The 13,809-nt window shown below is 63.5% G+C and carries 13 protein-coding genes; 6 read left to right on the forward strand and 7 right to left on the reverse strand.

The window, feature by feature from the left end; translation table 11 throughout:
* Window positions 1-26: 26 nt before the first annotated feature.
* The 3 genes from V6F88_RS10095 to V6F88_RS10105 form a co-directional block, all read right to left on the reverse strand.
* Window positions 27-716, reverse strand: a complete 690-nt coding sequence (locus V6F88_RS10095) for an amino acid ABC transporter permease (protein WP_332609260.1) — start codon at window positions 714-716, stop codon at window positions 27-29.
* Window positions 717-725: 9 nt separating this feature from the next.
* Window positions 726-1,508 carry an amino acid ABC transporter permease gene (locus V6F88_RS10100; RefSeq protein WP_332609261.1) on the reverse strand — a complete coding sequence of 261 codons (783 nt, stop codon included), beginning with the start codon at window positions 1,506-1,508 and terminating at the stop codon, window positions 726-728.
* An 88-nt stretch (window positions 1,509-1,596) separates the two neighbouring features.
* Window positions 1,597-2,508 carry an amino acid ABC transporter substrate-binding protein gene (locus tag V6F88_RS10105; RefSeq protein WP_332609263.1) on the reverse strand — a complete coding sequence of 304 codons (912 nt, stop codon included), beginning with the start codon at window positions 2,506-2,508 and terminating at the stop codon, window positions 1,597-1,599.
* A 171-nt stretch (window positions 2,509-2,679) separates the two neighbouring features.
* Between V6F88_RS10105 and V6F88_RS10110 the strand changes: the two genes are divergently transcribed.
* On the forward strand, window positions 2,680-3,612 hold the full coding sequence (locus V6F88_RS10110) for a LysR substrate-binding domain-containing protein (RefSeq protein WP_332609264.1): 933 nt from the start codon (window positions 2,680-2,682) through the stop codon (window positions 3,610-3,612).
* 146 nt (window positions 3,613-3,758) lie between these two features.
* On the opposite strand, the gene V6F88_RS10115 is transcribed toward V6F88_RS10110, so the two are convergent.
* Window positions 3,759-4,724: a WG repeat-containing protein gene (locus V6F88_RS10115; RefSeq protein WP_332609266.1), complete on the reverse strand. Its 966-nt coding sequence runs from the start codon at window positions 4,722-4,724 to the stop codon at window positions 3,759-3,761.
* Here V6F88_RS10115 and V6F88_RS10120 point away from each other — a divergent pair.
* On the forward strand, window positions 4,714-5,127 hold the full coding sequence (locus tag V6F88_RS10120) for a hypothetical protein (RefSeq protein ID WP_332609268.1): 414 nt from the start codon (window positions 4,714-4,716) through the stop codon (window positions 5,125-5,127). The two genes, V6F88_RS10115 and V6F88_RS10120, sit on opposite strands and share 11 nt — an antisense overlap.
* Window positions 5,128-5,625: 498 nt before the next feature.
* Here V6F88_RS10120 and gyrB read toward each other — a convergent pair whose 3' ends face one another.
* The 3 genes from gyrB to dnaA all read right to left on the reverse strand — a co-directional run bounded on the left by gyrB (window position 5,626) and on the right by dnaA (window position 10,740).
* A complete protein-coding gene (gyrB, locus tag V6F88_RS10125) occupies window positions 5,626-8,073 on the reverse strand; it encodes a DNA topoisomerase (ATP-hydrolyzing) subunit B (RefSeq protein WP_332609270.1) in 2,448 nt (815 codons plus the stop codon).
* 97 nt (window positions 8,074-8,170) lie between these two features.
* Window positions 8,171-9,280, reverse strand: coding sequence for a DNA polymerase III subunit beta (gene dnaN / locus V6F88_RS10130; protein WP_006227714.1), 1,110 nt, complete (start codon window positions 9,278-9,280; stop codon window positions 8,171-8,173).
* A 2-nt stretch (window positions 9,281-9,282) separates the two neighbouring features.
* The gene (gene dnaA, locus V6F88_RS10135; protein WP_104142377.1) at window positions 9,283-10,740 is read right to left on the reverse strand and encodes a chromosomal replication initiator protein DnaA; all 1,458 of its coding nucleotides are present in this window, start codon (window positions 10,738-10,740) and stop codon (window positions 9,283-9,285) included.
* Between the two features lie 405 nt (window positions 10,741-11,145).
* Between dnaA and rpmH the strand changes: the two genes are divergently transcribed.
* The 4 genes from rpmH (at window position 11,146) to yidC (ending at window position 13,767) form a co-directional block, all read left to right on the forward strand.
* Entirely contained in the window at window positions 11,146-11,280 is a 135-nt protein-coding gene (gene rpmH / locus V6F88_RS10140; protein ID WP_003816025.1) for a 50S ribosomal protein L34, read from the forward strand.
* A 115-nt stretch (window positions 11,281-11,395) separates the two neighbouring features.
* Complete coding sequence (locus V6F88_RS10145) at window positions 11,396-11,767, forward strand: ribonuclease P protein component (protein WP_046806088.1); 372 nt, start codon at window positions 11,396-11,398, stop codon at window positions 11,765-11,767.
* The gene (gene yidD, locus V6F88_RS10150; RefSeq protein WP_082134561.1) at window positions 11,767-12,039 is read left to right on the forward strand and encodes a membrane protein insertion efficiency factor YidD; all 273 of its coding nucleotides are present in this window, start codon (window positions 11,767-11,769) and stop codon (window positions 12,037-12,039) included. Before V6F88_RS10145 ends, yidD begins: the two co-directional genes overlap by 1 nt.
* Before the next feature lie 48 nt (window positions 12,040-12,087).
* Entirely contained in the window at window positions 12,088-13,767 is a 1,680-nt protein-coding gene (gene yidC / locus V6F88_RS10155) for a membrane protein insertase YidC (protein ID WP_332609276.1), read from the forward strand.
* Window positions 13,768-13,809 lie beyond the last annotated feature (42 nt).

Below are 13,809 nucleotides of genomic sequence, written 5' to 3' on the forward strand. Positions count from 1 at the left end.
TTCGGAAACAGTTGCATCGTTAAACCCTATCGCAGCACGCGGGTGCGCTTTTCCAGCAGTTTGACCAGGCGGGACGCCGTGAAGCAGATCACGAAATACACCACCGCCACGAACAGGTAGAGCTCGACCAGGCGGCCATCGCGCTGACCGATCTTGGAGGCCGCGCCCAGGAAGTCGGTCAGCGACAGCACGTAGACCAGCGACGTGTCCTGAAACAGGATGATCACGCGGGTCAGCAGCGCCGGCACCATGTTGCGAAACGCCTGCGGCAGCACCACATAGCGCATGCCTTGCCATGGCGTAAGACCGATCGCCATGCTGGCCGACACCTGGCCGCGCGCAATGGACTGGATGCCCGCGCGCATGATTTCGCAGAAGTACGCGGCCTCGAACATCGTGAACGTGATGACCGCGGAATTGAACGCCCCCACGCGCAGCGGCGTCGGCGACCCAACCACCCACGCCGCCATGTACGGCACCAGGAAGTAGAACCAGAAGATCACCAGCAACAGCGGGATGGACCGCATCACGTTGACGTAGATGCCCGCCGGTACCGACAGCAGCTTGAAGCGCGACAGCCGCATCATCGCCAGCAGCGTGCCCAGCGCCAGGCCCATCACGGCGGCCAGCGCCGTCAGCGTCAAGGTGAATGTCATGCCCGTCTGGAACAGGTAGGGCAGCGCGGTCCAGATGACGTCGAAATCGAATTTACCCATCGCGATCCCCTATCGGCTCAGGCCGACGGCCTTGACCGCGGCCGGACCGCTTTTGCCGGCCGCGCCGATCAGGCCGGGCACCGCGATATGCCGCTCAAGCTGGCGCATGCCCAGCACCACCATGCCGTTGAGGATCAGGTAAATCACCGTCGCGGCGGAAAACGCCTCGAAGATGTGAAAGGTGAATTCCTGCATGGACCGCGCCTGGCCGGTCAGCTCCAGCAGGCCGATGGTCAACGCCACCGATGAATACTTGATGGTGCCCATGAATTCCGAGGTCAACGGCGGCAGCACGATACGAAACGCCTCGGGCAGGATGATGTAGCGGTACACCTGCACCTCGGTCAGCCCCAGTGCGGTGCCGGCCTGGAACTGGCCGCGCGGCAACGACTGGATGCCGGCGCGAAGCTGCTCGGCCACGCGGGCCGACCCGTAGAAGCCCAGGCACAGCACGGCGGGCACAAACTGCCCCCACGGCTGGGGCATCTGCTTCATCGCCAAGCCCCACGCATGGGGCAACAATTCGGGCAGCACGAAGTACCACAGGAACATCTGCACCAGCAGCGGGACGTTGCGAAACAGCTCGACGTAGGTCGCGCCCAGCACATTCATCACGCGCGATTGCGCGGTGCGCATCACGCCCAGACAGGATCCCAGCAATAGCGAAAAGACCCACGCCGTCAGCGCCAGCGCCAATGTCCAGCCCACGCCGATCAGGATGGTTTCCAGGAAGGTGTGCACGCCGTCCGGCGACATCTCCAGGAATACGCTCCAACTCCAGTTGTAATTCATGCCCGTGCCCTAGATGGCGGCGCCGGCCACGGCGCCTTGCCCCAAAACCGCCGCGGGACGCCTGGGCGTCCCGCGGGCTACCTGCTGATTACTCGTACGCCTTGGGGTCACCCGAATCGGTCGGGTTGGCCAGCGCGCGCTTGAGGGCGTCGCTCATCGGGTACTTCAGGTTGATCTGCTTCGGGGGAATCGGCGAATTGAAGTACTTGTCGTAGATCGCCGCGACCTTGCCGGTCTTGATCAGATCGAGCACGGCGTCGTCTACCACCTTCTTGAAGGCGGGGTCGTCCTTGGGTTCCATGATGCCGTAGGGCGCCATTTCCAGGCCCTTCTTGCCGATCACGAACGCGTCGGGGTTCTTGGACGAAGCGACGGCGCCGTAGGCAATGCCGTCATCGTTGGCCGAACCCGCGGCACGGCCCGATTCCACCATCAGGATGGTTTCGGCGGTGTCCTTGGTGGGCGCCATCGTGATGCCCAGATTGCCCTTGGCGTTCAGACCGGAGATCAGGCGGAAGGTCTGGCCGCCGGCCTGGGCGGCGATGGTCTTGCCGCGAAACGATTCCAGGTTGTTGGGATCGACGCCGCCATCCTTGCGCGCCACCAGCACCACCTGCGCCACGAACGTCGTGGGGGCGAACGACACCAGCTTGTGGCGGTCCAGGTTGTTGGTGGTGTTGCCGCATTCCAGGTCGATGGTGCCATTGGCCAACAGCGGGATGCGCGTGGCCGAGGTCGTCGGGTTGTAGCGCACTTCCAGCTTGGGCAGCTTCAACGCGGCCTGGATATGCTTGGCCACTTCCTGGCAGATCTCCACGGTGTAGCCGACGGGCTTCTGGTTGCCGTCCAGATATGCAAACGGCACCGAGGTCTCGGGGTGGCCGATGGTGATCACGCCGGTTTCGCGGATCTTGTCCAGGCGGCTGGGGCCTTCGGCGTGGGCGGTGGCCGCGCTGCCCAACAGGGCGGCAGCGACGGAGATCGCGGCAAGTGCTTTCATCTGATTCCCTTGGCGCCGTGCAATCGACGCGTATTTGTATTCACGATCGGCGGCACCGGTTTGGCCGGCGTCCGCCACGTCCCGCGATGAGCCCCGCGGCTGGCAAAAAGTATCAACTAGCAGTATGGTTTTATCCAGTTCCAATCAAGTATTCCTCTATACGGATTTGATATGGCCATTCCACGGATGGGCTTAAGACACATCGAGGCCTTCCGAGCCGTCATGATGACCGGCTCGATGACGGCCGCAGCACGGCGCGTGCACACCTCGCAGCCGCACGTTAGCCGCTTAATAGCGCAATTGGAAGCGATCACCCAGTTTCCCCTGTTCGACCGCAATGGCAGCCGCCTGAGCCCCACGCAAGACGGCTCGCGCTTCTTTCAGGAGGTCGAAAAAACCTTTATCGGCCTGGCCGGCCTGGAGTCGGCGGCGGCCAGCATCCGCTCGTTCAGCGCCAGCCGCCTGAGCGTGGCCGCCATGCCACGACTGGCGGGCGGCATGCTGGCGCGCATCGTCGCCGCCTTCAAGACCGAGTACCCGGACGTGATGGTGTCCATCCATTCAGGCAGCGCCAGCGCCGTGCACAACTGGATCAGCTCGGGCTTTTGCGACACGGGGCTGGCGATGCTGTCGGGCGACAGCCCGGGCATCCAGGTCGAACCCGTGCTGACGATGAGCTGCGTGGCGGTGCTGCCCAAGGGGCACCGGCTGACCAAGCTGAAGAAGCTGAAACCGGCCGACTTCGCGGGCGAGCCCTTCATCGCCTTTCCCAGCGCCACGCCGCTGCGCGAAAAGATCGACGCCGTCTTCAAGTCGGCCAAGGTGGAACGGCAGACGGTGGCCGAAGCGGGCCTGGGTTCATCGGTGTGCGCGCTGGTGGGCGCGGGCCTGGGCGTGGCGCTGATCAACCCCTTGGCCGCGCGCGAAGAGTACGAGGCCAACGGCGTGGAAGTGCGCCCGTTCAGCCCGTCGGTGCCGGTGACGGTGGCGCTGCTGTACCCGCCGTATCACACGCGAACGCGGCTGGTCAGCGTGTTTTCGCGCTACGCGCATCAGCTGATGCAGGAAGAGATGGCGGATCTGAAGGCGCGGCCGGCTCGGTGAAGGCGCTGTGGAGCGAGGCGTGGGGCTAGCGGCGCGCGGCTAGCGGCGCGCGGCTAGCGGCGCGCCGCCGCGTGGCGCCGCGGGGGGGGCGCGGGGGGGCGTGCGGGGGGGGCTCGCGGGGGGGCTCGCGGGGGCGCGGCTGGGTGCTACCGCGGCGCTGCCTGCACTCGCCCGTCCGCGTGCAGATAACGCATCGCACCGTCGGCATGCATGGCCGGCACGGCCTGTCCCTGGCTCCAGCATTTCGCGATTGCGCAGGGCACGCCATGCACACCGTCCGCCGTATGCAGGGCCGCCGGCACGCCGATCCACGCATAGATCGGTTCATGCAGCCACGCGCCGTTCGCATCGGCGATGCCGATGTGCAGGCCATCCGGGCTGTGCTCGCTGGCTGGTTCCCTGGCTGGTTCGCGGGGTGGTTCGCGGGGTGGTTCGCGGGGTGGTTCGCAGGCGTGTTCCGGCGCTACCGCGCCCAGCCAGCCGTAGGTGTCGTTCCACATCAGGCCGAACAGCATCTGCTGCGTGCAGGGTAGTGTCTCGCGGCGCTCGACCATGTCGTAAACGCCTTGGAACCACTGGTTCCATTCGCCATGATCCACGCACCGCAGCACGCGTACATAGCGGCCGGCCTGGCCTGCGGGAGGTGGCGTGATGTCGGCGGGGTCGGGCGCGGGCAGCCAGATGATGTCAGCCAGATCGCCATACGCCACGGGAACGACGACATCGCCCTTGCCGTCCACGATGCCGCGACGATCGTCATCGGTCAGGACGCGTATTCGCATCGTGCCGCTTATCCACAAGCTGGCGGGATCGGACTCCGTATCCACGGGCGCCAGCCCGGCGTACAGGGCGTCCAGCACCAGGCTGCCCTGGGCGTCGATCAGGCCGCACAGGTCGCCGCGTTGCGTCACATAGGCGTGCAGCGCGTCGTCCCAGTTGATGTCGTCCCACACGGGCGCGCTGGCCCAGGCGCCGCGCCGGTCGATCAGGCCCCAGCATTCGGCTTGAAACGCGGGCGCCAGACCCCCTGGGGAAAAGTCGCCGGCTGACTCGAAAGCGGCGGGTATCGCCCACGCCCCACAAGTTGTCCACAGCAAAGCGATGCAGGCCATCGCCAAGGTGCGTGTCGTGGCGCATGACGGCGTGGGAGCCGTTGGAGGCGTTGTTGTCGTCGTTGTCGGGGTTGTCGGGGTTGTTGTCGTCGGAGTCGTCTTGGGCATCGGCGCCGCCCTCGACGTCGTCCTCTTCCTCATACCCGTCGAAATCTTCATAGCGCTCTCGCCGCGCGGGCTCCTGCTGATCGAAGTACGGATGCGCCAAACCGCCCAAGCCGACACGCCAAGCCCATCCGGATTCATCGTCGGCATCTTGTACGCCCAGCAAGCGCAACACTGCCGCGATATCGTCCGCCCGCATGCCGTCCTGCAAAGCCTGCCAACGATCCGCGCACAGCGTCCGCGCGTGAGGCAAATACGCGTCCGCGCCATCCGCATGCAGCCATGCCAGTTCATCTAGCTCGGCGCTTATCCACAGGCAGGCCGCGCCGCCCGGCCCGGTCGGCCCAGCCCCGACTCTCCTGCCAGTTCGCACATCGATCCGTTCGTCCAGGTATGCCACCGCCGCATCCAGCTGCACACAATGCGGCGCATCGCCGCTTGCCGCGCGGCCCCGCACGAAGTCCGCCACCTGCCGCAATCGATCAAGCCCGGCTTGCGCGGGGGCGGCTAGCGCCGCCGTACCCGCATCGCCAAACACGCGCTGGGACGCATCAGCATCCCGCAAGGTTCCGTCGGCCAGCAACACCTGCCATAACGTGGGCAGATTGCCGTTGGCGGCGGCGATTTCTTCCGATGACACCTTGCGACCATCCCGTTCCGCCTGCAACGACAACCACGCGCGATTACCCATCACTGCATCCTTGAAGCACGCTGGCCGCGCGCCGTCCGCGCGTGACCCGTCAAAAAAGAAAGGCCAGCCCTTTCAGGCTGGCCTTGAACTGGCGCAGGCAAACGCTTACGCGTCGATGTTGCCCGCCGACAGCGCGTTGCGTTCGATGAACGCGCGGCGCGGTTCCACGTCGTCGCCCATCAGGGTTGTGAAGACTTCGTCCGCGGCGATGGCGTCTTCGATCTGCACGCGCAACAGGCGGCGCACCTTCGGGTCCATCGTGGTTTCCCACAGCTGTTCCGGATTCATTTCGCCCAGACCCTTATAGCGCTGCTTCGAGATGCTGCGGTCGGCTTCGCTGCGCAGCCATTGCATGGCTTCGCGGAAGTCGGACACGGTCTGTTCCTTGCGCTTGTCGCCTTCACCGCGCGCGGCCAGCGAACGCGAACCGACCTTGCCCAGGAAGCTCTTGGCGGCCTTGGACAGGATGGCGTAGTCCGAGCCGTTGATGAAGTCGGCGTCGATGATGCTGACGCGCACGTTGCCGTGGTGCATGCGCTGCACCGACAGGCGATGGCGTTCGGTGGCTTCGTCAAATTGCGGCACCACTTCCACGCCGTTGCCGCTGACCGGGTCGCGCATGGCGTCGGCCAGGCGCTTGGCGGAATCGGCGGTGGATTCGGCCGTTTCCAGGTTGATCTCCACGCCTTCGGCCATGGCCGACAGCGCGCCCACATCGAACACCTTCGACAAGCGCGCGATGACGCCGTCGGCCGCCACGTACTGGCTGGCCAGATCGGTGAGCTCGTCGCCACGGATGATGTTGCCGCCCGAGATGATCTCGGCATCCTTCAACGCCAGTTGCAGCATGAACTGCGCTTCTTCCTGGTCGTCCTTCAGATAGCGTTCTTCGCGGCCAACCTTCACCTTGTACAGCGGCGGTTGGGCGATATACACGTAGCCGCGCTGCACCAGCTCGGGCATCTGGCGATACAGCAGCGTCAGCAGCAGGGTGCGGATGTGCGCGCCGTCAACGTCCGCGTCAGTCATGATGATGAGGCGGTGATAACGCAGTTTTTCCACGTTGAAATCAGGGCCGATGCTGGTGCCCAGCGCCGTGATCAGCGTGGCGATCTGTTCGCTGGCGATCAGGCGGTCGAAACGCGCCTTTTCCACGTTCAGCACCTTGCCGCGCAGCGGCAGGATGGCCTGGAACTTGCGGTCGCGGCCTTGCTTGGCCGAGCCGCCCGCGGAGTCACCCTCGACGATGTACAGCTCGCACAGCGCCGGATCTTTTTCCTGGCAGTCGGCCAGTTTGCCGGGCAGGCCCGCGCCTTCCAGCACGCTCTTGCGACGCGTCATTTCGCGCGCCTTGCGTGCGGCTTCACGCGCGCGGGCGGCTTCCACGATCTTGTTGCACAGCGCCTTGGCGTCGTTCGGGTTTTCAAGCAGCCACGTTTCCAGCGTGCGGGCCACGGCTTCTTCAACGGCCGGGCGCACTTCGCTGGAGACCAGCTTGTCCTTGGTCTGGCTGCTGAACTTGGGCTCGGGCACCTTCACCGACAGCACGCAGGCCAGGCCTTCGCGCATGTCGTCGCCGGACGTTTCCACCTTGGCCTTCTTGGCCAGTTCGTTGTCGGCGATGTACTTGTTGATGATGCGGGTCATCGCCGCGCGCAGGCCGGTCAAGTGCGAGCCGCCGTCGCGCTGCGGGATGTTGTTGGTGAAGCACAGCACGCTTTCGCTGTAGCTGTCGTTCCACTGCATCGCCACTTCCACGCCCACCGACACGCCACCGGCGGCCGATTCGGTGCTGACCGAAAACACGTTCGGGTGCAGCACGGTCTTGGCACGGTTGATGTATTCAACAAAGCCCTTCACGCCGCCCGAGAACGCAAAGTTCTCTTCCTTGCCGTGGCGTTGGTCCACCAGGCGGATCTTCACGCCGTTGTTCAAGAACGAGAGCTCGCGCAAGCGCTTGGAGAGAATCTCGTAGTGGTATTCGATGTTGTTGAAGATGATCGGGTCGGCCAGGAAGCGCACTTCCGTGCCCCGCATGTCCGTCGTGCCCGTCACGGCCAGCGGCGCCACGCGCGCGCCCTGGCGGAATTCCATCTGGTGGACTTGGCCGTTGCGGCGAATGGTCAGGCGCAGCCACTCGGACAGGGCGTTCACGCAAGACACACCCACGCCGTGCAGGCCGCCGGACACCTTGTACGAGTTCTGGTCGAACTTGCCGCCGGCGTGCAGCTCGGTCATGACGATTTCGGCCGCGCTGCGGTGAAATTCGTCGTCCTTGTGGATGTCCGTGGGGATGCCGCGGCCGTTGTCCGTGACCGAGATCGAGTTGTCGGTGTGGATCGTGACGACGATGTCGTCGCAATGGCCGGCCAGGGCTTCGTCGATGGCGTTGTCCACCACTTCGAACACCATATGGTGCAAGCCGGTGCCGTCGGACGTGTCGCCGATATACATGCCGGGGCGCTTGCGCACGGCCTCCAGCCCCTTGAGCATCTTGATCGAGTCAGCGCCGTAGCCGCTGGTCTCGGGAGTGGTGTTCTGCTGATCTGACATGTCTGGTTCGATAACGCTTTAAAGAACGGCCTGGCGGCCGGACCGCCCGCGAGCCCTCAGGCCCGCAAGCGGCACAAACCCACAAGAGGGGTGCGGATCAAATCCGCATGGGCATGACGACGTACTTGAACTGGTCGTCTTCGGGCAGGGTGATGAGCGCCGATGCATTGGCATCGGGCATGACCGACCACTGGATATTGTCGACTTTCACGTTGGCCAGCACATCAAGCAAATAGCCCACGTTAAAGCCCACGTCCAATGCTTCATGGCCGTAGTCGATGTCGATTTCTTCCTGCGCCTCTTCCTGCTCGGCGTTGGAAGACGAGATCTTCATCTGGTTCTGCGCAAGTTGCAGGCGCACGCCCTTAAACTTGTCGGTGGTCAGGATGGCGGCGCGCTGCAGGCTGCCCTGAAGCGCTTCGCGGCCCACCATGAAGTGGCGCGTGTAGTTCGTGGGAATTACACGCGTGAAATCGGGGAACTTGCCTTCGACCAGCTTGGACACCAGTTCCACGTCGCCGAAACGGAAGCGGATCTGGCCCGGCGCCACATCAATGGAGACCACTTCGTCGGAGTCTTCCAGCAGGCGCTGCATTTCCAGCACGGTCTTGCGCGGCACGATCACTTCGTGGCGTTCGGCGATGCCGTCGGCTTCCGTCGAGCAATGCGCCAGGCGGTGACCATCGGTGGCGACGGCGCGCACACGACCCGGTTCAAACACCAGCAGCATGCCGTTCAGGTAGTAACGGATGTCTTGTTGCGCCATGGCGAAGTGCACCATGTTGAACAGATGGCGCAGCGTGCGTTGCGGCATGGTCAGCGAGACGTCCCACTGCTCGGGCTGAGCGACGGTGGGGAACTCGCTGGCGGCCAGCGTCTGCAACGCGAAGCGGCTCTTGGCCGACTGCACCGACAGCTTGTTGCTGGCCAGCGCCAGGCGCACGTCGCCGGTGTCCGGCAGCGCTTTCAGGATGTCGAGCAGCTTGCGCGCGGCAACCGTGGTGGACTCGTTGTCCTGGCCCACGCCGAAGTCGGCGTGCGTGGTGATCTGTACTTCCAGGTCGGTCGCAATGAAGGCAACCTTGTTGCCTTCCTTGCGCATCAGGATGTTCGCAAGAATGGGCAGGGTATGGCGTCTTTCGACGATGCCCGCCACAGTCGACAGCGGTTTCAGCAATGCATCGCGTGTGGTTTGTACGAGTTGCATGTTCATCCTTTTAGAGTTTGTTCCAACACGTGCAGGGTATGGTTGAGCTCCGCTTGTTTTGCGCGGGCGTCGGAAATCTTGCGTACGGCATGCAGTACGGTGGTGTGATCGCGCCCCCCGAACAGATCACCGATTTCCGGCAGGCTTTTCTGCGTCAGCTCTTTGGCCAGGTACATCGCAACCTGACGCGGCAAGGCGATATTGGCGGGCCGGCGTTTCGAGTACATGTCCGCGACCTTGATCTTGTAGAAATCCGCCACCGTCTTCTGGATGTTTTCCACAGTGATCTGGCCGTTGGACACGGACAGCAGGTCTTTCAGGGCTTCCTTGCAGACATCCACCGTCAGCACGTCGCGACCGTGGAAGCGGGCGTAGGCCAGGACCTTGCGCAGCGCGCCTTCCAGCTCGCGCACGTTGCTGCGCAGATGCTTGGCAATGAAGAAGGCCACTTCCTCGGGCATGGGCACGCCTTCGGACTCGGCCTTGCGCAGCAGAATCGCCACACGCATTTCGAGCTCGGGCGGCTCGATCGCCACCGTCAGGCCGGAGTCAAAGCGCGAGATCAGACGGCTGTCGATGCCCGACAGTTCCTTGGGGTACGTATCGCTGGTGATGATGATCTGCTTGCGCTGCGCGACCATCGCTTCGAACGCGTAGAAGAATTCTTCCTGCGTGCGGTTCTTGCCGGAGAAGAACTGGATGTCATCGATCAGCAGCAAGTCCAGCGAATGGTAGTAGCGCTTGAAGTCGTCGAACGCCTTGCGCTGGTACGCCTTCACCACGTCGGACACGTATTGATCGGCATGCACATAGCGCACCCGCACGCCGGTGCCGGCAGCGACCATCGCGTTACCGATGGCGTGGATCAAGTGGGTCTTGCCCAGGCCCACGCCGCCATACAGGAACAGCGGGTTATAGGACGTGCCGGGGTTCTCGGCCACCTGCAACGCCGCGGCGCGCGCGAGCTGGTTCGCCTTACCCGTCACGAAATTCTCGAACGTGAGATCCGTATTCAGGCGCGAACGCTCGTACACGATGTTGGCTGCGTCGGCGTTGACCGCCTGCGCAGCCACCGTGGTGGCGGGCGGGGGAGGGGCGGCCGTAGCCGGGGCCTGCATGGGCGGCGCGCCGCCCGCGGGCTGTGCAGCGGACAGGTGTGATTGATCGGGCTGCGGTGCACGCACGGGCGCGACCGGCATGCGCGGGGCGGCTCCATGAGAAGGCAACTCGAACAAGACCTGTACCGGTCGCTTGAACCACTCCGCGGCCAACGCTTCGATCTGGTGGGAAAAGTTCTTGCGCACCCAATCCAGCTTGAAGCGGTTGGGCGCGGCAACGCGCAGCACCGCCTGCGTTTCGTCGTACGCAAGCGGGACCAGCGGTCGTATCCACGCGCTGATTTGTTGGGGGGGGAGTTCCTGCTCAAGACGACTGACGCAGGTCTGCCAGAATTCTTTCATGTCGCTCTTATTCAAACCTCGATTCTACCTTGCCTGGGCTGGGGTTATCCACAGGGTAGGACATAAGCGTCTACACTGCCCAGGCTTAACTGTTTGACAAGACAGGGAAAACTTGCTGAAATGGTGGGCTTTTCCGAATTCTGTCTGTCAGAAGGTTTCACAGAGAGCTTAGCCGGAGTTGTGGCAAGTACCCTCCTTTCATAGGTTTGGGCGCTTACTGCACTGTCCGGTTTTTAGCTTTGCTGAATAGGTCGCCTGGGGAGAAATCCCTTGTCCAGAGCCCCGTCTATGCGTTGTTTTTTGCACCTGTTGCAAAAATGCTCACTAGATACCCGCTTCTGAATCCGCGACCTGGAACCCTCCGGGCAGGTCCCTTCTGACTTTTGTTCTTTTTGTGGATCGTCCATGAAACGTACCTACCAACCTTCCGTCACCCGCCGCAAGCGCACCCATGGCTTTCGCGTGCGCATGAAAACCCGCGCTGGCCGCGCCATCCTGAACGCCCGCCGCGCCAAGGGCCGCAAGCGTCTGGCTGTCTAAGTTCTGGTTTTCCGGTTCCTTTCCGGAAAAACCTGACTATTTGCACGGACCGGCCATATTGCAAGACCTCTCGCAATCTCGTTCTGGTTCCGCGCAAACGCCTGACCCGCAGTCCATGCCGCGCTCCACGCTTCCCCCGGAGGCGCGGCTGCATCGCCCCTCCGAGTTCGCCGCTGCCCTCAAAGGCCGGCGTCTTGCTCGAGGGGCGTTATTCATTGTGACTTCGGCTCCCAATGATCTGCCCCCCGGCCAGGATGCCTGTGCCCGACTGGGGCTGATCATCGCCAAGCGCTTCGCCGCCCACGCCAGTACGCGCAACGCCATCAAGCGGGTCATCCGCGAAGCGTTCCGCCACCGGCGTCTGGCGTTGCCGGCGAAGGACTACGTCGTGCGTTTGCATAGCAAAGTCGCGCCCACATCGCTGACCTCGCTAAAACGCTTGGTCAGAGCAGAAGTGGACGCTCACTTTGAGCGGATCTTGCGATGATTTTCAAAGCACTGCTTATTCTTCCGATTCGGTTCTACAGGTTCTTCCTGAGCCCCTGGATCGGCAGGCAGTGCCGTTTTACCCCCACTTGCTCGGCGTACGCGATTGAAGCAATCGAACGCCATGGCGCCTGGCGCGGCTTTTGGTTGGCGGTCCGGCGTATAGGCCGTTGCCATCCATGGTCGCCCGGCGGCTGGGATCCGGTTCCGCAATCCAAGGGAACCAATGGCCCCCCGTGCTGTTCCCACAGCCACCGCACCGAGCACGATTGACGCTAAACTGGCGGGCTTTGCTGGCCCGTATTCACTTCAGTAGGCACCATGGATATCCGACGAACCGTCCTCTGGATGATTTTTTCCTTTTCGCTGTTGCTCCTCTGGAACAACTGGCAAATCCATAACGGCAAGCCGTCCCTGTTCGGGGGCCCGACGCCCGCGGCCAGCACGGCTGAACCGCACGCCGGCGCCAATAACGCCACGCCTTCGGTGCCCAGCGCCCCCACTTCCACGGCCACCGCGCCGTCGGCCGTGCCCGGCGCCGCCGCACCCGCTGCCGCGCGTTCGGAAGAAGTCGTCATCACTACGGACGTGCTGCGCCTGACGTTCGACACCATGGGCGCCCAATTGGTGCGCGCCGAGCTGCTGAAGTACCCGGCAACCGGCCAGGCCGACAAGCCCACCGTGCTGCTGGACCGTTCGGCCGGCCTGAACTACGTCGTGCAGTCCGGCGTGGTCGGCGCGCCCAATGGCCAGAGCTTCCCCACGCACCAGACGCCTTTCCGCGTCACGTCCACCGAACGCCAGATGACCGGCGACAACCTGGTTGTGTCGTTCGAAGGGGAATCGGGCGGTGTGAAGGTCACCAAGACGTTCACCCTGCACAAGGGCCGCTACGACATCGACGTGCGCCACGACCTGGCCAACGTCGGTTCCGCCCCCGTTACGCCCTCGCTGTACCTGCAGCTGGAACGCGACGGCAACGACCCGGCCGACACGTCCAGCTTCTATCACACGTTCACCGGTTTCGCCGTCTACTCTGAGCAGGACAAGTTCCAGAAGAGCACGTTCAGCGACATCGAGAAGAAGAAGGCTAACTACATCAAGCAGGCGGACAACGGCTGGATCGCCGTGGTGCAGCACTACTTCGCCACTGCGTGGGTGCCGCCGCAAGGCAAGCCGCGCACGAACGAACTGCTGGAAGTGCAGAAGAACCTGTACGCCGCCCGCAGCATTGAAGCCGTTGGCGAAATCGCCCCCGGTTCCGCCTCGCGCGTGGACTCGCACCTGTGGGTCGGCCCGCAAGACCAAAAGGCCATGGCGGCGCTCGCCCCCGGCCTGGAGCTGGTGGTGGACTACGGTTGGCTGACCATCATCGCCAAGCCGCTGTTCACGCTGATGACCTGGCTGCACTCGTTGCTGGGCAACTGGGGCTGGACGATCGTTGCGCTGACCGTGCTGATCAAGGCCATCTTCTACCCGCTGGCCGCCGCAAGCTACCGCTCGATGGCCCGCATGAAGCAAGTGGCCCCGCGCCTGCAGGCCCTGAAGGAAAAGTTCGGCGACGACAAGCAGAAGCTGAACGCCGCCATGATGGAGATGTACCGCACCGAAAAGATCAACCCGCTGGGCGGCTGCTTGCCGATGGTGGTGCAGATCCCGGTGTTTATCTCGCTGTACTGGGTGCTGCTGGCCAGCGTTGAAATGCGCGGCGCGCCGTGGATTCTGTGGGTCCATGACCTGTCGATCCGTGACCCGTACTTCATTCTGCCCGCCATCATGATGGCCACCATGTTCCTGCAGATCAAACTGAACCCGACGCCCCCGGATCCCATCCAGGCCAAGGTCATGATGATCATGCCGCTGGTGTTCGGCGGGATGATGTTCTTCTTCCCGGCCGGTCTGGTGCTGTACTGGTGCGTGAACAACACCCTGTCGATTGCGCAGCAGTGGTCCATCACCCGCGCCATGCAACGTAAGACCGAAGCGGCGGCAAACCGGTAAAACCGATCTGCCCGAGCTTTCAAGTCTGAAAAAAACCGGCCC

This window comes from Achromobacter sp. ESBL13, from assembly GCF_036668755.1.
GTDB lineage: Bacteria > Pseudomonadota > Gammaproteobacteria > Burkholderiales > Burkholderiaceae_B > Achromobacter.